Consider the following 18,627-nt stretch of genomic DNA (forward strand, 5'->3'; position numbering starts at 1 on the left):
TTCACTCCCCCACGGCCACGTACCGCCACACCGTGCCGTCGTCCTCCTGCTCCTCGTCGGCGTCGTCGCGGTCGAGGTCCACCTCGACGCCCGCGGTCTCGACGGTCCGGCGGATGCGGTCCACGAGGTCCTCGCCGAGGTAGTGGTGGTGGAGGTCGAGCTTCTTCAGGTGGGTGAGGGACTGCCCGGCCAGGAGGGCGGCGCCGCCCTCGTCGGTGAGGACGCCCATGGACAGGTCGAGGACCTCCAGGCGGGCGACCACCGGCGCGGAGGCGACGGCCGCGGCGACGGCGTCCTGGATCTCGCTGTTGCGCAGCGCCAGGTGGCGCAGGCGCGGCAGGCGGGCGCCGGACAGGATCGGCTCCAGGTCGGCGACCTCGCTGTCGCCGCCGTAGTCGGGGGTGCCCAGCCACAGGTCGAGGTGCTCCAGCGCGGGCAGGTCGCTGGCGGCGATGCCGCGCACGACCTCCGCGGGCAGGCCGCCGGACTCGATGGTGAGGCGGCGCAGGGCGTCGTGCCCGAGCGCCGGGAAGCGCAGGCCCGAGCCGCCGCGGACGCCGAGCTCCTCCAGCTCGGGGTAGGCGGCGAGGAGGGGGGTCGGATCGGTCTGGTTGATCCAGGAGATCTCGCACTCCTCCATGACCATGTCCCCGACGAACAGGGCCCGCAGCGCGGGGAACCGCTCGCGGGCCGCCACCAGCGCCTCGACGACGGCGGTGGGCTCGCTGTCGTACGCCTCCTGCCAGGCGCCGACGATCAGGGCGCGCACCCGGGTGGTGTCGACGGCGGCGCAGAAGCGGGCGAAGGCCTGCGTCCACTCCTCGTCGGCGTCGTACACGTCGCTGGTGACGCGCCAGGCGACGGCCTCCGCCTCGGGGAGCCCGTCGGTCGGCGCGCCGGGACCCGGAAAGGTGTGGGCGGGCAGCCGGTACAGCGCGTCGAGGTGGTCACCGATGGTCATACGGCTGCTCCTGGGAGGAAGAGGGTGCGTTCCGTGGTGACCGCAGTTCTACCAACAGCCACCGACAGGGACGGTGGCGGGGCGCCGGCCGGGGGGCCGGCCGGGCGGGGTGACGGCCTCGGGAGGGCCGGAAAAGCAGGGGGCGTCGGACCGCCCCGCCATGTGATGATCCTGCCGGCACGCCGGGGTCACCGGCGCGTCGGTCGCGTCATCACACCCTTGGGGAGCAGCAATGAGACCGTTCTCGGGCGGACGCCCGTCACGGATCGGATCCGGCGTCGTCGTGGCGGTGGTGGCCGGCCTGCTGACCGCCGGCTTGGCCGCGCCCGCGTCGGCCGACGACGATCCGCCGCAGACCGACCAGTTGTGGATCGACGAGCCGTACGAGCAGACGTTACCGGTCGGCACCGACGGCGGCCGGCCGCAGTCCCGCACTCTCGGCGTCGGCCTCTACCACGACAACCAGAACTTCACCGTGACCGACGGCAGGCTCACCGTCGACGTCTCCGGCCTCGCCGGGGTCGCCGAGGTGACCTGGCCCGACAACTGCACGCCGAGCGGCACGGGCGCGGTGTGCGACATCCCCGTGGTGCCCACGATCGGGAGCGACTACGAGGACCAGGTGTTCCTGACGGTGAGCGCGGCCGACGGCGCCGCGGTCGGCGCGCGGGGCAGGATCACCTACGAGGCGACGGCCGCCGGCGGCCCCGACGGCAGGCTCACCGCGCCGCACGAGAGCTTCGACACCACGCTGACCGTCGGCACCGGGCCCGACCTCGCCATCACCCCCGTCGCCGACGTCGAGGACGGCCGGCCCGGCGACGAGCGGACGATCCCCTTCGAGGTCACCAACAACGGCAACGAGAGCGCGAACGGACTCACCGTCAAGATCTACGCCTCGTACGGCCTGACGGATCTGAGCCGGTACGACGCCTGCACCTACACCACGACGGACGGCGACGACTACGCACCGTCGAGCAGGGCGGTCTGCACGTTCGACCGGGTGCTGGCGCCGGGCGACTCCTTCGAGCTGCCCGAGCCGCTGACGGTGCGACTCGCCCCGCACGCGCTGAACGAGCGGCTCGACCTCGGCGTCGAGCCGGGTGACGGCGCCCAGGACATCGACTCCCTGAACGACTACACGGTCGTCCAGATCGGGGTGGACAACACCGCGGACTTCTCGGTGACCGGTGACACCGTCTCCGGCACGGTGGGCCGGACGGTCACGGCCGGGCTCACGTTCGCGAACAACGGCCCGGCCTGGTTCGGCAACATCGTCTCCGGCGACCCGGTCGCCAAGGTCCGGCTGATCGTGCCCGAAGGCACCACGGTCACCGGCGTGCCGTCCGGCTGTTCCCCGCGCACCCTCGCCGGCGGCTACCACCCGAGGCAGACGGGCGCCCCGCGCTACGACTGCAACCTGCCCTACTGGGTGCTGCAGGACACCCGGCGCACGTTCGCGTTCTCCCTGCGCGTCGACACCGTGGTGCCCGGCGCGACCGGCGCCGTGAGCATCCACCCCCCGTACGGCGAGTTCGGCCAGTACCCCTTCACCTTCGACCCGGACCTCACGAACAACACGGCGGTCCTGGCCGTCAACTGACCGGCCCGGGTCCGGAGCAGCCGTTCGAGCGGCGGCTCCGGACCCGCACTCCGCGGGGCGGACGCCGCCGGCCGGTTCCGGCCGGCCCGTGTCCGGGCCGGCGTCCGGCGTCCGGCGTGAGGGCGTCGCATCGGATGCGGGGTCCGTCCGGAGCGGGTCCGTGGGCGTCATCTTCTGAACACGGCGGTGGCCGCGGCGGGTCGGCCGCGGTCACCGCCCGAAAAGTTTCCTCCTTCACGGGGCTTGCCGGACCGGAGAAGTCATCAGTTAAATCAAGTCGTGAACTAAGCAGCGGTCACGACGGGTTGCGCACACCCGGTCGACCCCGCGCGTTCCCGCGTCCGCCCGTGACCGTCCGCACCCGCCCGCCCGTGATCATCCGCACCCACCCGCTCGTGACCACCCGCACCCACCCGCCCGTACTCACCCCCACTCACCCCGCAGGGAACCAGCATGAGACTCAGATCCCTGGGTGTCGCGCTCGCCGCCACGGCGGCGCTGCTCGCCCTCCCCACGAACCGGCCACCCGCGGCGGCGGCCGAGACCCCGCTCTCCCAGGGCCGGACGGCCACCGCGTCGTCGACCGAGAACGCCGGCACCGCCGCCGCCCTCGCGGTGGACGGGAACACCGGCACGCGGTGGTCCTCCGCCGCCACGGACGCGCAGTGGCTCCAGGTCGACCTGGGCGCCACCGCCACCGTCACCCGGGTGGTCCTCCAGTGGGAGACCGCCTACGGCAAGGACTACCGGCTCCAGATCTCCGCGGACGGCAGCACCTGGACCGACCTGAGGACGGTCACCGGCGGCGACGGCGGCACCGACGCCCACGACGTGTCCGGCCAGGGCCGCTACGTCCGGATGCAGGGCGTGCACCGGGCCACCGCCTGGGGCTACTCCCTCTGGGAGTTCCAGGTCTACGGCACCTCCGGCGGCACCACGCCCGGCACCTGCGACACCGCGAACGCGGCGCAGGGCAGGCCCGCCACGGCCTCCTCGACGGAGAACGCCGGCACCCCGGCCTCCGCCGCGTTCGACGGCGACGACGGCACCCGCTGGTCCAGCCAGGCCGCCGACCCCCAGTGGCTGCGGGTCGACCTGGGCTCGGTGCGGGACCTGTGCGGGATCGACCTGAACTGGGAGGCCGCCTACGCGAAGGACTTCCGGATCCAGGCCTCCGCGGACGGACAGACCTGGACGACCCTGCGGAGCGTGACCGGCGCGACCGGGGGCAGGGCGCGTTACGACCTGAGCGGCTCCGGCCGGTACGTGCGGATCGAGGGGACCACCCGCGCCACGCCGTACGGCTACTCGCTGTGGGAGGTGGCCGTGCACACCGGTACCGGCGGCACGCCCCCGATCCAGGGCGGCGGCGACCTGGGACCCAACGTCATCGTCGTGGACCCGAACACCCCGGACCTCCAGCAGAAGTTCGACCAGGTCTTCGCCCGGCAGGAGTCGAACCAGTTCGGCTCCGGGCGCTACCAGTTCCTGCTGAAGCCCGGCACGTACAACGGCGTCAACGCCCAGCTCGGCTTCTACACCTCGATCTCCGGGCTCGGGCTCAACCCCGACGACACGCAGATCAACGGTGACATCACCGTCGACGCGGGCTGGTTCAACGGCAACGCCACCCAGAACTTCTGGCGTTCGGCGGAGAACCTGGCCGTCCGCCCGGTCAACGGCACCGACCGGTGGGCGGTGGCGCAGGCGGCGCCGTTCCGCCGGATCCACGTCCAGGGCGGCCTCAACCTCGCGCCGAACGGCTACGGCTGGGCCTCCGGCGGCTACATCGCCGACTCGAAGATCGACGGCACCGTGGGGCCGTACTCCCAGCAGCAGTGGTACACCCGGGACAGCTCGGTCGGCGGTTGGACCAACGGCGTGTGGAACATGACGTTCACCGGCGTCCAGGGCGCCCCGGCCACGAATTTCGACACCGGCCCCTACACCACCCTGGACACCACCCCGGTCTCCCGCGAGAAGCCGTTCCTGTACCTCGACGGCGACGACTACAAGGTGTTCGTGCCCGCCAAGCGCACCGACGCGCGCGGGGTGTCCTGGCCGGCCAACGCGGGTGGCACCTCGATCCCGCTGAGCCGGTTCTACGTCGTCAAGCCGGGCGCGACGGCCGCCACGATCAACGCCGCGCTCGCCCAGGGCCTGCACCTGCTGTTCACGCCCGGGGTCTACCACCTCGACCGCGCGATCGAGGTGAACCGCGCCGACACGGTGGTGCTGGGCCTCGGTCTGGCCACGCTCGTGCCCGACGGCGGGGTGGACGCGATGCACGTGGCCGACGTCGACGGCGTCCGGCTCGCCGGGTTCCTCATCGACGCGGGTGCGGTCCGCTCCGACACGCTGCTGCGGATCGGTCCGGCCGGGTCGAGCGCCGACCACGCGGCGAACCCCACCACCATGCAGGACGTGTTCGTCCGCATCGGCGGCGCCGGCCCCGGCCTGGCGACCGACTCGGTGGTGGTCAACAGCGACGACGTGGTCATCGACCACACCTGGATCTGGCGCGCCGACCACGGCGAGGGCGTCGGCTGGGAGACCAACCGTGCCGACTACGGCCTGCGGGTCAACGGCGACGACGTCCTGACCACGGGCCTGTTCGTGGAGCACTTCAACAAGTACGACGTCGTCTGGAACGGCGAACGCGGGCGGACGGTCTTCTTCCAGAACGAGAAGGCCTACGACGTCCCGAACGCGGCCGCCGTCACCCACGACGGCATCGTCGGCTACGCGGCCTACAAGGTGGCCGACACGGTGAACGAGCACGAGGCCTGGGGGCTGGGCAGTTACTGCAACTTCACGTCCGACTCCTCGATCGTGCAGCACCACGGCTTCCAGGTCCCGGTCCGGCCGGGCGTGAGGCTGCACAGCGTCCAGGTGATCTCCCTGGGCGGCAAGGGCCAGTACGCACACGTGGTCAACGACACCGGGGCGCCGACCTCGGGCACGGACACCGTCCCGTCCAAGATCACGCAGTTCCCGTGAGACGGGGATGACCGCCTGCCGGTACGGCGACGACGACCGTCGTACCGGCAGGTCCTCGGTACCGACGGGTCCGGTGGCCGACGGGCCCGGTACCGGCAGGTCCGGTAGCCGGCAGGTCCGGTGGCCGGCCGGGGCACGCGGCGCGGCGTCCCGGCCCGTCCTCGCCCGACCTGGCCTGGCCCGCTCAGCCCTCGGCGGAGCGGGCCAGGACGTCCGTGACCTGCCGGCGGACGACCGCGCGCGCCTCGGCGGGCAGGGCGCCGAACTCCGTGCGTTCCAGGGCGTGCAACGCCTCGTCGGGCCCGGCCTCGCACGGGACGCCCTCGCTGAGCACCTCGTAGCCGTCGCGGGCGGCGACCCGCAGGAGCCCGCGGCCTCCGCCGTCGGCGTGCACGGCGGTCGCGACGACGAAGGGCGGCGGCCCGCCCGGGTCCGCGGGCACCTTGTGGTAGCCGCTCACGACGGGGTCGCGCCAGCGCAGTCCGAGCATGAGGTGGCGCTTGGCCACGGTCTCGGCGAGATCGGTCTCGTACATCCGGTCGGAGGCGAGGACCGTGGCCCGCGCGTCCAGGACGAGGGCGGCGGGCAGCAGGCACCGCAGCGTGCTGCCGACGATGTTGCCGCCGACGGTGGCGGTCCTGCGCACGGCTCCGGTGCCGATACCGGCGGCGGCCCCGCGCAGCGCCTCCGGCGCCTCGGCGCCGATGCGGTGGAGCACCACGGCCGCCCCGAGCGTGCCGCGCCCGACCGCGTTGGCCTCGGGCAACTCCCGCAAGGACATGGCCCGTTCCGGAAAGCCGTCGCGCTGCCAGGTGGCCCACACGAGGGTGGCCCCGCCTATCGGCACGGCGCCCTCGGCGAGGCATTCCTGCGCTTCGGACACGGAGGTGGGGAGACGCAACAACACGGCGACCGACCTTCCTTCCCGGGGACCCCGGGAAAGTCGACGGGGCGGAATCAGCGCCTCCGCCATGTGATCACTGGCAGAGCGCATTGTGCCCACGCCTGCGGGGGCGCGTACAGGGCTCACCGTCCCGCCGCGTGCGCCCCTCGTGTGGGGGACGGCACCGGGAGCCGACGCGGAAATTCCGTTGCGGCCCGTTCGCCCTCCCCCGGACGCTTGCCCCATGTCCTACGTCCTGCGTCCCGTCACGCTCGCCGACGCGCCCGCCGTCACCGACCTCCTCAACGCCGTCGACCTGATCGAGATAGGCCGGCCCGAGACCGACCTGCACACCGTCGAGGCGGACCTGAGGCACCCGGAGACCGACCTCGCGCGGGACTCCTGGCTCGCCCTCGAAGGGGACCGGCCGGTCGCCTACGGCCTGTTGTGGGACGAGTCGTCCGGCGAGCGCGTCGACATCGACCACTACGTCCTGCCCGAGCACCAGGAGGCCGGGCGGCTCCTGCTGGAGGCGATGGAGGCCAGGGCCCTGGACAAGGCCCGTGAGAACGGCTGCGGGCGGGCGGTGGTCCACCTGCACCTCAACGTGCGGCCCACCCTCGACACCGGGGTGCTCCGCGCCCGCGGCTGGGACGTCGTACGGCGCTACCACGTGCTGCGCCGCCCCCTGGACCGGGCCGCCGACCTCACGCCGGTGCCGCCCGCGGGCGTACGGGTGCGCGCCTGCGCCGACGAGGCGGACCGCAGACGGGTGCACGAGCTGTACCGGGCGAGCTTCGCCGACCACTTCGACTTCCAGCCGCGGAGCTACGAGCAGTGGCTGCACGACGTCGACGCGCGGAACCTGGACTGGTCGCTGGTGTGGATCGCCGCCACGGACGACCTCGGCGACGCCGGGTTCCTGCTCGCGCGCGACGACCGCGAGGCGATGGGCTGGATCCGCAGCATCGGCGTGGTGCGCGAGGCCCGCGGCCGGGGCCTCGCCGGACTGCTGCTGCGGCACGCCTTCGCGACGTTCGCCGGACGGGGCCGGGACACGGTGGGGCTGGGCGTGGACACCTCCAACACCACCGGCGCACCCCGACTGTACGCCCGCAACGGGATGAGCCTGCACTACGCCGTCGACACCTGGGAGGCGGTCGTACCGGGGTGAGCGGGACGGCCGGGGCGGGCGAGGCGAGCGGGACAGCCGGGGCGGGCGGGCGCCTGGTCCGCCCCGGTCAGCCTCCGAGGGCGAGCCAGGGCTCCGGGTCGGCGTAGTAGCCGTCGTAGACGACCTCGAAGTGCAGGTGGGGACCGGTGGACAGGCCCGTCGAGCCGACCCGGCCGATCGGGGTGCCGGTCCGCACGCCCTGCCCGGCGGCGACGCCGAGGACGGAGAGGTGGCTGTAGGTGGTCTCCAGCCGTTTGCCGTCGACGGTGCCGTGGTCGACGACGACGCGGTTGCCGTACGCCTTGGTCATCGCCGCGAAGACGACCGTGCCGTCGCGGGCGGCGGAGACCTGCGCGCCCTGCGGGGCGCCGAAGTCCACGCCGGTGTGCAGCTTGGTCACGCCGGTGAGGGGGTGCTCGCGGGAGCCGTACGGCGACGTGATCACGAGGGTCGTCACGGGCGGGGCCAGGATCGCGTCCGCGGACCCGCCGCCGGCCGGGGCCTCGCGGTCGAACGCCTCGTAGCGCGGCACGAGCCGCTTCACCTCGGCGAGGTAGGTCCGGGCCCCGGCGGGCACCCGTCCGGCCGCAGCGACCTCGCGGCCGCCCACGGCGTACGCGGCCAGGGTGAGGTCCACCAGGTCGCCGGTGACGGTGCCGTCGGTCCTGAGGCCGGTGACCTCCGCGGCGAGGGCGCAGTCCCGGCGGCCGAGCGCCATGATGGCGTCGGCGGGGTCGCGGGGCGAGGAATTCCCGTTGCCGTCGTCGTCCTTGCCCCAGGTGCGCCACTCCGCGTCCGTGAACCCGGCGATGCCCTGCCCGCCGGAGAGCCGGCCGGTGTCGTCCCGCCAGCCGGAGAGCTGGTCGATCTGCGCGGCGAGCACGGACGGAGTGACGACGGTGCAGCCGGCCGCGGCCTTGCGCAGCCACGGCACGTAGGACTCGTCGATGCCGGGGACGGTGACCTGCTGCCCGTCCGCGCCGGGGGTCCAGCCCGAGGGGATGCCGCCGGTCAGCGCGAGGACCCCGGTCACCGCGGACAGCGTGAGCAGACCGGGCAGCACCAGCAGGACGACGGGTCCGGGGCCGCGCCGTCGGGGACGGCCTGCGGAGGCGGGCGGGGCGGGGGGCGTGCCGGGACCGCCGGACGACGCGTCGGCGTCCGCGGCCCCGTCCCGCCCGGCGGACGGTTCGGCGGGCGGTTCGGCGGCGGGGAGGGAAGACCCGTCGCCCGCGGTGGCGGCCGTGTCCTGGTCCTGGTGGTGGTCCTGGTGACGATCCCGGTCCTGGTCCGCGGCCGTCGGCCGCCGTTCCCCGGCGGAGTCCTCCTGCGGGCGCGTCTCGACGGCCCCGTTCTCGCTCATGCCACCGGCCGCCGGGGGGAGTTGCTCGTGCTCACGGACGGACGCTAGCGCGGGGCGCGCGCGGAGTCAGCGGACGCAAAGGCAGAGGGAGGTGTCCTCGGGGGCAGATCCGGTACGTCCGTGCGGGCGGCGTGGCCGCGGGCGCCGTGGCCGTCGGGGAAGGAAGGCCGGGGACCGGCGCCGGGGCCCGTCCGGCCGGGGCGGGCGGGCACGTCGTGACTGACGGGACGTCAGGAAGGCCGTCCCGGCCGGCGGCCCGTGCCCGGGCGCGGCCCGACGCGGGAACGGCGCCCTCGTCGCAGGGTGGAGGGCGCCCGCGTCGCGGGGTGGAGGGCCGTCTCGTACCGGGGTGGAGGGCCGCCTCGTACCGGCGACGGGTGCGGCCTCGCCGGGCCGCGGCCTACGCTCGTCGCCGACATGGACACGATACGCAACTGGCTGCTCCCCGCCCTGCTCGCGGCCGGGCAGCTCATCTGGTGGACGACCGGCACCGCCGGCGCGGACGCGCCGGGGCCGGTCCGGTTCGCGGCCGTCCTGGCCGTCCTGGCCGCCGAGACCGTCGCCCTGGGCCACCGTCGGCGGGCGCCGGTCCGGTGCCTGGTCTGGACCCTGGGCACCCTGGTGGCCGGCCAGGCGGTCTGGGCGGACGGCTTCCTGGGCCTCGGCGCGCCGGTCTCGCTGTATTCGGTCGCCGTCCGCCGCCCCGCGCCGGTGACCGTCCGCGCGGTCGCCGCGGCCGTCGGCGTCGAGTGGCTGCTGTCGTTCGCGCGCGTCGGCCTCCGCCCGGCCCTCGCTCCGGAGTGGACGCTCGGCGCGCTGGTGTACCTGGTGTGCGCGGGGCTCGGCGAGGGCCGGCGGCAGTGGCTCGACGGGCGGTCGGCCGCCGCCCGCCGGCTGGCCGGCGCGGAGGAGGCCCGGCGGCGGGCGGCCGACACCGAACGGCGGCGGCTGGCACGCGAGTTGCACGACGTGAGCGCGCACCATCTGACGTCCGTCGTCATCACCGCCGACGCCGCCCGCCGGGTGGGGCCGGGAAGACCGGAACTGACGGCGGAGGCCCTGTCGTTCGCACAGCGCACCGGTGTCGAGACGCTCACCTCGCTGCAGCGGCTCGTCGGGCTGCTGTGGGACACCGACGACGGCACGCAGTCGCCCGCGATGACCGCCCGGATCGAGGAACTCGTCGCCGGTTTCGGACGGTTGGGACGGCCGATCGAGGCCGACCTCCCCGACGACCTGGCCGGTCCGGCGGCGGAGGCGGTGCACGGGATCGTCCGCGAGGCCCTCACCAACGCCCTGCGTCACGCGCCGGGCTGCGCCGCCCGCGTCGTCGTCCGGCGCGGGAACGGCGCCTTGGAGCTGACCGTGGACAACGCCCCGCCGCGCGGCTCCGCCCCGTCCGGGGTCGGCGGTCTCGGATCGGGGCGCGGCCTCACGGGCATGCGGGAGCGGGCGGCCGCCGTCGGCGGAGAGCTGACCGCCGGTCCCGGGCCGGACGGGGGCTGGCGGGTGCGGGCCACGCTGCCCGACGCCACCGGGCCCCGGAGCCCGGCCGAGGGGGCCGGGCGCCGGGACGTGCTGCGGGAACAACGGCTGGCCGATCCGGTCCTGGTCTTCTCGGCGGCGATGCTGCCCCTGCTGTCCGCGCTGGTCGCCGCGCAGGACTGGACGGGCGCGAGCCTGCGGGCCGCCCTGCCCGCACTCGCCGTCCTGGCGGCGCTGCTGACGGTCCACGCCGTGCCGCTGCTGTGGCGGCGGCGCGCCCCGTGGGCGGCTCTCCTCGGGGTGCTGGCCACGTCGTGGCTGTGGCCGGCGACGGTCGTCCTGGCGGACGTCCCGGTGCGGGTGTCGCGGTTCTTCGACGTGGCGGCCGTCACCGAGCTGCTCGCCGTGTACGCGGTGGGGGTCTACGGCCGTGGCGCCGCCCGGACCTGGCCGGCCTGGGGGGTGTCGGCGGTGTCGCTCTCCGCGGTCGTGGTGACGACGGCCGCGGCGGAGGGGAGGCTGACGGGGGCCGCGTCGGTACGGCTCACCGCCGTGGTGGTGTTCGTACCGCTGGTCCTCGTGACGGCCGCGGTGTTCGCCGCCCTGTGGGGCGCCGGGCTGGCCGTGCGCCGCAGGCGCCTGCGGGTGCTGGCCCTGGACGACCACGCGCTCGCCGCCTCGCTGTGGCACGCGGAGCGGGCCGCGGACGCGGAACGGCGGCGGTTGGCGGCGAAGTTGCGCGACGCCGTCCTGGAGCGCACGACCGCCCTGGTCGAACGGGCCCGGCAGGGACAGCTGGAGGAGGTGGCCGCGGAGGCCCGGGCGGCGCTGTCGGCGATGCGCGAACTCCTGCACGGTCTGGGCGGGTCCGAGGACCCCGGCCGGCGTCACTCCCCCGCGCCCACCGCCGCGGACCTCGTCTCGCTGTGCCGGGACCTGTCCTCCTCCGGCCGCCGGGTGACCCTGCGCGGCCTGCCGAGGGCCGCGCGGGACCTGCCGCCCCCGGTGGCGCTGTCGGCGTACGGGATCGTGGAGACGGCGCTCGGCGCGGGTGACCAGGGTCCGGCGCGGGTCGTGCTCAGGCGGCGCCGGGAGACGCTGCGGGTCACCGTGTCGGGCGTGCCGCTGGCGGTGACCGGGCCGGTGGCCGAGCGGCTGCGGGCGCGGGCCGCCGCCGGGTCGGGACGGATCGTGTGCGAAGCGCCCGGTATCGTGAGGGCGTTGCTGCCGGCCCGGCCCGGTCCGGAGCCCGTTCAGGAGGTGTCCCCGTCGCCACGCGTGTGATGGTCGTCGACGACCAGGCCGTGGTCCGTGCCGGATTCGCCGCCATCGTGGACGCCGAACCCGATCTGACCGTGGTCGCCGAAGCCGGGGACGGGGCGTCGGCGGTGGCCCTGGCCGCCGAGAAGCGGCCCGACCTGGTGCTGATGGACATCCGCATGCCCGGCATGGACGGCCTGACCGCCACCCGTCTCGTCACCGCGGCACCGGACGGGCCTCGGGTACTGGTGCTGACCACCTTCGACCTGGACGCCTACGTCTACGAGGCGTTGCGTGCGGGGGCGTCGGGGTTCCTGCTCAAGGACGCCATGCCCGAGGACCTGCTGTCGGCGATCCGGGTGGTCGCCGCCGGGGAGGGCATCCTGGCTCCGACCGTGACGCGCCGCCTGATCGGCGCCTTCGCGCAGGGCGCGCCCCGGCCGCCCGTCGCCGCCGGCGCGCTGTCCTCGCTCACGCCCCGGGAGAAGGAGGTCCTGCTGCACATCGCGGCGGGGCTGGCCAACGCCGAGATCGGCGCCGCCCTCGGGGTGACCACGGGCACGGTGAAGACCCATGTGAACGCCCTGCTGTCCAAGCTGGGGCTGCGCGACCGCGTGCAGGCCACGATCCTGGCGTACGAGAGCGGGCTGGTGCGGCCGCGCGGCACGGCCGACGCGTAGGTCCGTCGGCGGACGGCGCGGCCCGGGCGGCCCCGGCCGCCGGGAGGACGACCGGCCGCCGGGAGGACGACCGTCCCACGAGACGTGGCCGTGCGGCCGGGGCGGGACGGGCCCGCCCCGGCCGGTTCAGCCGACCTCGACGAGCAGGTCGCCGCCCTCCACCTGCTGGACGCGGTTGATGGCCAGGCGGGCGACCCGGCCGCCCCTCGGGGCGGTGATGGTGGCCTCCATCTTCATCGCCTCGATGGTGGCGACCGTGGCGCCGGCCTCCACCTCGTCGCCCTCGGCGACCGCCAGGGTCACCACGCCCGCGAACGGCGCCGCGACGTGGCCGGGGTCGGAACGGTCGGCCTTCTCGGTGACCGGGACGTCGGAGGCGGCCGCCCGGTCGCGGACCTGGACGGGCCTGAGCTGGCCGTTGAGGGAGGACATCACGGTGCGCATGCCGCGCTCGTCGGCCTCGCCCACCGCCTGCAGCTCGATCAGCAGCCGCACGCCGGGCTCGAGGTCGACGGCGTACTCCTTGCCCGGCCGCAGTCCGTAGAAGAAGTCCTTGCTGTCCAGGACGCTGGTGTCGCCGTAGGTCTGGCGGTGGGTGTCGAACTCGCGGGTGGGGCCGGGGAACAGCAGCCGGTTGAGGGTGGCGCGGCGGGACTTCTCCAGGCCCTCGCGGTCCTCGCCGGTCAGCTCCGTGACGGGCCTGGCCCCGGCGCGGCCCCGCAGGGCCTTGGTGCGGAACGGCTCGGGCCAGCCGCCGGGCGGGGTGCCCAGTTCGCCGCGCAGGAAGCCGATGACGGAGTCCGGGATGTCGTAGGAGTCGGGGCGGGACTCGAAGTCGGCCGGGGAGACGCCGGCGCCGACGAGGTGCAGGGCGAGGTCGCCGACCACCTTGGACGAGGGGGTGACCTTCACCAGGCGGCCCAGGATGCGGTCGGCGGCGGCGTACATCGCCTCGATGTCCTCGAAGCGGTCGCCGAGGCCGAGCGCGACGGCCTGGGTGCGCAGGTTGGACAGCTGTCCGCCGGGGATCTCGTGGTGGTAGACGCGGCCGGTGGGCGAGGCGAGACCCGCCTCGAAGGGGGCGTAGATCCGGCGGACGCCCTCCCAGTACGGCTCCAGGTCGCCGACGGCGCGGAGGGCGAGGCCGGTGGGGCGGTCGGAGTGGTCGGTGGCGGCGACCAGCGCCGACAGCGACGGCTGGGAGGTCGTGCCGGCCATGGAGGCCACGGCGCCGTCGACGGCGTCCACGCCGGCCCGGATCGCGGCGAGGTAGGTGGCGAGCTGGCCGCCCGCGGTGTCGTGGGTGTGCAGGTGCACCGGTAGGCCGAACTCGCGGCGCAGCGCGGAGACGAGGGTGGCGGCGGCCGGGGCGCGCAGCAGGCCCGCCATGTCCTTGACGGCCAGGACGTGGGCGCCGGCCTCGACGATCTGCTCGGCCAGGCGCAGGTAGTAGTCGAGGGTGTAGAGGCGTTCGCCTGGGTCGGACAGGTCGGAGGTGTAGCAGAGGGCGACCTCGGCGACCGCGGTGCCCGTCTCGCGCACGGCGTCGATGGCGGGGCGCATCCGGCCGACGTCGTTGAGGGCGTCGAAGATGCGGAAGATGTCGATGCCGGTGGCGGCGGCCTCCTGCACGAAGGCGTCGGTGACCTCGGTCGGGTAGGGGGTGTAGCCGACGGTGTTGCGGCCGCGCAGCAGCATCTGGAGGCAGATGTTGGGGACGGCCTCGCGCAGGGCGGCGAGCCGCTCCCAGGGGTCCTCGGCGAGGAAGCGCAGGGCGACGTCATAGGTGGCGCCGCCCCAGCACTCCAGCGAGAGCAGCCCGGGCAGGGTGTGGGCGACGGCCGGGGCGGCGGCGAGGAGGTCCTTGGTGCGCACGCGGGTCGCGAGCAGTGACTGGTGGGCGTCGCGGAAGGTGGTGTCGGTGACGCCGAGCGTCGGCGACTCGCGCAGCCGGCGGGCGAAGCCCTCGGGCCCGAGGTCGACGAGCAGTTGCCGGGAGCCGGCGGGCGGTCCGCCCGCCGGCAGCGGGGGCAGCTTGGCGACGGGGTCGCCGAGGCCGGGCCGTTCTCCGTGCGGCTTGTTCACGGTGACGTCGGCGAGGTAGGTGAGCAGCTTGGTGCCGCGGTCGGCGGAGGAGCGGGCGGTGAGCAGGTGGGGGCGCTCCTCGATGAACGAGGTGGTGACCCGCCCGGCCCGGAAGTCGGGGTCGTCCAGGACGGCCTGGAGGAAGGGAATGTTGGTGGCCACGCCGCGGATGCGGAACTCGGCGACGGCGCGCCGGGCGCGGTTGACGGCGGTCGGGAAGTCCCGTCCCCGGCAGCTGAGTTTGACGAGCATCGAGTCGAAGTGGGCGCTGATGTCCGTACCGGCGTGGGTGGTTCCGCCGTCGAGGCGGATGCCGGACCCGCCCGGCGAGCGGTAGGCGCTGATGCGGCCGGTGTCGGGCCGGAAGCCGTTGGCGGGGTCCTCGGTGGTGATGCGGCACTGCAGGGCCGCGCCGCGCAGGGTGACCGTGTCCTGCGACAGGCCGAGGTCGGCCAGGGTCTCGCCGGAGGCGATGCGCATCTGGGCCTGGACGAGGTCGACGTCGGTGACCTCCTCGGTGACCGTGTGCTCGACCTGGATGCGCGGGTTCATCTCGATGAAGACGTGGTCGCCGTCGCCGTCGAGGAGGAACTCGACGGTGCCGGCGTTGCGGTAACCGATCTCGCGGGCGAAGCGGACGGCGTCGGCGCAGATCCGCTCCCGCAGCTCCGGTGCCAGGTTCGGGGCGGGCGCCAGTTCGATGACCTTCTGGTGGCGGCGCTGGACCGAGCAGTCGCGTTCGAAGAGGTGGATGACGTCGCCCTCGCCGTCCGCGAGGATCTGCACCTCGATGTGGCGGGGGTCGACGACGGCCCTCTCCAGGAAGACGGTGGGGTCGCCGAACGCGGACGCCGCCTCGCGGGACGCGGCCTCGACGGACTCGCGCAGCCGCTCGGGGTCCTCGACGCGCCGCATGCCGCGTCCGCCGCCGCCGGCGACCGCCTTGACGAAGAGCGGGAAGCCGATGTCCCCGGCGGCGCGGAGCAGTTCGTCGACGTCGTCGGAGGGCCGCGAGGAGGCGAGGACGGGTACGCCGGCGGCCCGGGCGGCGGCGACCGCGCTGGCCTTGTTCCCGGTCAGTTCCAGGGTGCGGGCGTCGGGTCCGACGAAGGTGATGCCCGCCTCCTCGCAGGCGCGGGCCAGTTCGGGGTTCTCGGAGAGGAACCCGTAGCCGGGGTACACGGCGTCCGCGCCCGCCCGCAGTGCCGCGCCGACGATCTCCTCGACGGACAGGTAGGCACGCACCGGGTGCCCCGGCTCACCGATCTCGTAGGCCTCGTCGGCCTTCAGCCGGTGCAGCGAGTTGCGGTCCTCGTGCGGGAACACCGCGACGGTGCGCGCGCCCAGCTCGTATCCGGCGCGGAACGCCCGGATCGCGATCTCGCCACGGTTGGCGACCAGCACCTTGCGGAACATCCTGGATCCCTTCAGCCTGCCGGTGAGGGGACCATGGTGTCGGTGCCGTCACCGGAGTGCCATGTGAGTCGGGCCACTCGCCCTCACGTTCCCCCCGTTCCCGGACGGGCGGTGTGGTCGGGATGACCGGCGGTACGGCGGGCCTCCTTCATCTCCGCCTCGTACAGGTGGTCCCGGCCCCCGGCCAGTTCGTCGACGGCGGCGCGCTCGAGCCGTTTGAACGCCTCGTAGTACGTGCGGTCGTAGGCCTCGACGATCTGGAAGGTCCAGTGGCCGGGGATGACGTTGCGGCCGAGGATCTCGGTGGAGACCTGCTCGGCCCATTCGTCGTGCCCGGCCCTGCGGAGCAGGGAGACCGCCTCGTCCAGCTGGAGGTCCGCGGTGCCGGTCAGCTGGTGGAATCCGTAGAGGTGGCCCCTGGCGCGCTCCGTCGTCTCCAGTGCTTTCGACAGGGCGCCCAGGGCCCGCACGGTGTCGTCGCTCGTCCCTGGGGGGCGGCGGTGGTCGCGGTCGGGTCCGTCTTCGTTCGCGTGCATGGTCTCGTCTGTCCCCCGGACCGCGCCGGTCATGCCCGGCGCGGTCAGGATCGTCGGACGGCCGACGGTGGTGCGGCGGGCCCGTCGTCGTGGTGCGGCGGGCCCGCCGCCGTCAGCCGGCGGCCAGTTTCCGCAGTCTGTCCGGGGTCCCGTTGAACCGGTCGTGGTCGCCGACGGTGGGTCCGGTGGAGGTGTACTGCCAGAAGGTGTGGAAGGCCCAGCCGGCCGGGAGGGGGCCGGGTGTGGCGGCGTACCGGGCGATCCACAGGGGGTTGGTGGCGCCGAACCCGGCGTGGTTGCCGGTGCACTGGGTCCACCAGCTGGTGGCGGTGTAGATGACGGCGTCGCGGCCGGTGCGGGCCTTGTAGCGGGCGAGGAAGCTCGCGATCCAGGAGACCATCGAGGCGTGGGTCTTGCCGAAGCAGGCGTCGCCGTAGGGGTTCCACTCGATGTCGAGGACGCCGGGCAGGGTCGTGCCGTCGGGGGTCCAGCCGCCGCCGTGGTCGACGAAGTAGTCGGCCTGCGCGGCGCCGCCGGAGGTGTCGGGCGTCGCGAAGTGGTAGGCGCCGCGGAGCATGCCGACGGCGCGGGAACCGTCGTACTGCTGGGCGTGGTAGGGGTTGGTGTAGGAGGTTCCCTCGGTGGCCTTGACGTAGGCCCAGGTCACGCCGGAGGCCCACAGGGTCGGCCAGGCGACCTCCCGCTGGTGGCTGGAGACGTCGACGCCCTCGGGCTGGGCGGTCGCGCGGGTGTCGGGGGAGCCGGTCCGCCCGTCGTGGAGGGCGACGCCCATGCCCATGCGGGCGGTTCCGCGGACGGGGACGGGGACGCCGGGCGACTCCCCGACGGGGGCCGGCGGGGATATGGGCTGGTGCCCGGAGAAGAGTATGGACAGGGCGACCGGCAGACCGGTCGCGTACAGACGCAGGCGGCCGAACGCCGCTCTCATGGGCCTTCGCATGCCTCCCATCTGATGTGCTGTCGCGGACGCCCGCACCTTTTCGTCCCTCCGTCGGCCGTACCCCCGGGCGAGGGGCCCGGGGGGTACGGCGCGAGGCGGGAGGTCCCGCGGGGGGCCGGCCGGATCAGTTCCGGTCGGCGTCCAGCAGCGTCTGCAGATGGGCCATGCAGGGGGTGCAGTGGCGGTCGGTGGTGTTCGTGGCCGTCGCGCCGGTGGCGGAGACATCGGTGCCGCACAGGCTTGTCCCGTGGTGCGGGATCACCACGTGCCACACCTGTCCACCGCCACCCGACGCGAGGCCCACCTTCATCTCGTACACGGCTCGTCCCTTCTGTCGGGCGTACCTCCAGAAGAACGCGCGCGGCGCCCGGCGGCCCCCGGGGCGGGCCGTTCGGGGGAAGCCGTGCCCCGGCCGCACCACCCGGGTGGCCGGCCGGCGCGGGCCGTGGCACAGTGCCCCGCGCGCCGTCCGGTCCCCCGGGACCGGCGGCTCAGGCGTCGCGGTGGACGGTGAGGGAGGCCACCTCGAAGGACATCTCCGTCACCTCCGGGTCGGGCGCCGGGTGGTAGCGGCCGGCGCACACCGAGAGGTTGACGATGAGGTGGGCGTGCCACCGCCGGCCGACGCCGCGCCGGTCGGCGAAGACCGCCGTGCCGTTCAGGGACCACACGACGTCGCGGGCGCCGAACTCGACGGCGAGGTCGACCCAGGCGCCGGGGCCGACCGCGTCGTCGCGGTGGTAGCGGTGGGCGGGCCGGACGTGGTTGGAGAGTTCCAGCAGGTCCGGGTTGTCGGGGTGGTACTCGAAGACGTCGATCTCCTGGTCGCCGTCGCGCCAGGTCCAGATCGCGGGCCAGGCTCCGGTCTCGACGGGCAGCCGTACCCGGGCCTCGAGCCGGTCGCCGGTGCGGGCCATGAAGCCCTCGTCGCTGCCCTCGGTGGTGAGCAGCCCCGTGTCCCAGAGGCCGTCGTCGCGTCGGGTGGCCCGGAAGGTGCCGGTCCGCGAGTAGGCGGGATCCGCCACGAGGTGGTCGAGTTTGTTGTCGTCGGGGTTGACGGGCCCTCCGTCGGGATAGGCCCATGAGCGGCCCGCGACCCACTGGTGGTCCGAGGCGAAATCGGCTCTGAAACAGACGTCGGTCACCGGCGTGCTCCTCGCCCTCGCGCGTTCTGTCACGGGCGGTCTGCCCTGCGTACCCGCCCCCATACGGCGGGTGCC

13 protein-coding genes are annotated in these 18,627 nt (G+C 74.5%); 5 read left to right on the forward strand and 8 right to left on the reverse strand.

The features are described 5' to 3' along the window. Position 1: 1 nt before the first annotated feature. Positions 2–961, reverse strand: coding sequence for an STM4015 family protein (locus ACZ5FU_RS20750; protein ID WP_451527724.1), 960 nt, complete (start codon positions 959–961; stop codon positions 2–4). 232 nt (positions 962–1,193) lie between these two features. Here ACZ5FU_RS20750 and ACZ5FU_RS20755 point away from each other — a divergent pair, with 232 nt between their 5' ends. Beyond that, complete coding sequence (locus ACZ5FU_RS20755) at positions 1,194–2,564, forward strand: COG1361 family protein (protein ID WP_468836450.1); 1,371 nt, start codon at positions 1,194–1,196, stop codon at positions 2,562–2,564. Between the two features lie 453 nt (positions 2,565–3,017). Then, positions 3,018–5,564 carry a discoidin domain-containing protein gene (locus ACZ5FU_RS20760; protein ID WP_468646657.1) on the forward strand — a complete coding sequence of 849 codons (2,547 nt, stop codon included), beginning with the start codon at positions 3,018–3,020 and terminating at the stop codon, positions 5,562–5,564. 184 nt (positions 5,565–5,748) lie between these two features. Here ACZ5FU_RS20760 and ACZ5FU_RS20765 read toward each other — a convergent pair whose 3' ends face one another. Next, positions 5,749–6,471 (reverse strand): FAD binding domain-containing protein, encoded by a 723-nt coding sequence (locus ACZ5FU_RS20765; protein WP_451527721.1) that lies wholly within the window; start codon positions 6,469–6,471, stop codon positions 5,749–5,751. 220 nt (positions 6,472–6,691) lie between these two features. On the opposite strand from ACZ5FU_RS20765, the gene ACZ5FU_RS20770 reads away from it, so the two are divergent. Then, complete coding sequence (locus tag ACZ5FU_RS20770) at positions 6,692–7,621, forward strand: GNAT family N-acetyltransferase (RefSeq protein ID WP_451778209.1); 930 nt, start codon at positions 6,692–6,694, stop codon at positions 7,619–7,621. 67 nt (positions 7,622–7,688) lie between these two features. On the opposite strand, the gene ACZ5FU_RS20775 is transcribed toward ACZ5FU_RS20770, so the two are convergent. Continuing rightward, on the reverse strand, positions 7,689–8,984 hold the full coding sequence (locus ACZ5FU_RS20775) for a M23 family metallopeptidase (RefSeq protein ID WP_469046127.1): 1,296 nt from the start codon (positions 8,982–8,984) through the stop codon (positions 7,689–7,691). A gap of 417 nt (positions 8,985–9,401) precedes the next feature. On the opposite strand from ACZ5FU_RS20775, the gene ACZ5FU_RS20780 reads away from it, so the two are divergent. Continuing rightward, positions 9,402–11,753, forward strand: coding sequence for a sensor histidine kinase (locus ACZ5FU_RS20780; protein ID WP_469046129.1), 2,352 nt, complete (start codon positions 9,402–9,404; stop codon positions 11,751–11,753). Beyond that, positions 11,753–12,409 (forward strand): response regulator, encoded by a 657-nt coding sequence (locus tag ACZ5FU_RS20785; RefSeq protein ID WP_451527717.1) that lies wholly within the window; start codon positions 11,753–11,755, stop codon positions 12,407–12,409. The genes ACZ5FU_RS20780 and ACZ5FU_RS20785 overlap by 1 nt, the downstream gene beginning before the upstream one ends. 126 nt (positions 12,410–12,535) lie before the next feature. Here the strand turns inward: ACZ5FU_RS20785 and ACZ5FU_RS20790 are convergent, their stop codons facing one another. The 5 genes from ACZ5FU_RS20790 to ACZ5FU_RS20810 all read right to left on the reverse strand — a co-directional run bounded on the left by ACZ5FU_RS20790 (position 12,536) and on the right by ACZ5FU_RS20810 (position 18,552). Continuing rightward, on the reverse strand, positions 12,536–15,910 hold the full coding sequence (locus ACZ5FU_RS20790) for a pyruvate carboxylase (RefSeq protein ID WP_451527716.1): 3,375 nt from the start codon (positions 15,908–15,910) through the stop codon (positions 12,536–12,538). Positions 15,911–15,993: 83 nt separating this feature from the next. Beyond that, a complete protein-coding gene (locus tag ACZ5FU_RS20795; RefSeq protein ID WP_468836434.1) occupies positions 15,994–16,446 on the reverse strand; it encodes a hypothetical protein in 453 nt (150 codons plus the stop codon). Positions 16,447–16,558: 112 nt separating this feature from the next. Next, positions 16,559–17,407, reverse strand: a complete 849-nt coding sequence (locus ACZ5FU_RS20800) for a lysozyme (protein ID WP_451527714.1) — start codon at positions 17,405–17,407, stop codon at positions 16,559–16,561. A gap of 124 nt (positions 17,408–17,531) precedes the next feature. After that, positions 17,532–17,726 carry a hypothetical protein gene (locus ACZ5FU_RS20805; RefSeq protein ID WP_451527713.1) on the reverse strand — a complete coding sequence of 65 codons (195 nt, stop codon included), beginning with the start codon at positions 17,724–17,726 and terminating at the stop codon, positions 17,532–17,534. Positions 17,727–17,898: 172 nt separating this feature from the next. Then, complete coding sequence (locus ACZ5FU_RS20810) at positions 17,899–18,552, reverse strand: LamG domain-containing protein (protein ID WP_468646653.1); 654 nt, start codon at positions 18,550–18,552, stop codon at positions 17,899–17,901. Between the last annotated feature and the right edge of the window lie 75 nt (positions 18,553–18,627).

The sequence above is a fragment of the Streptomyces sp. NPDC031554 genome (assembly GCF_055580685.1).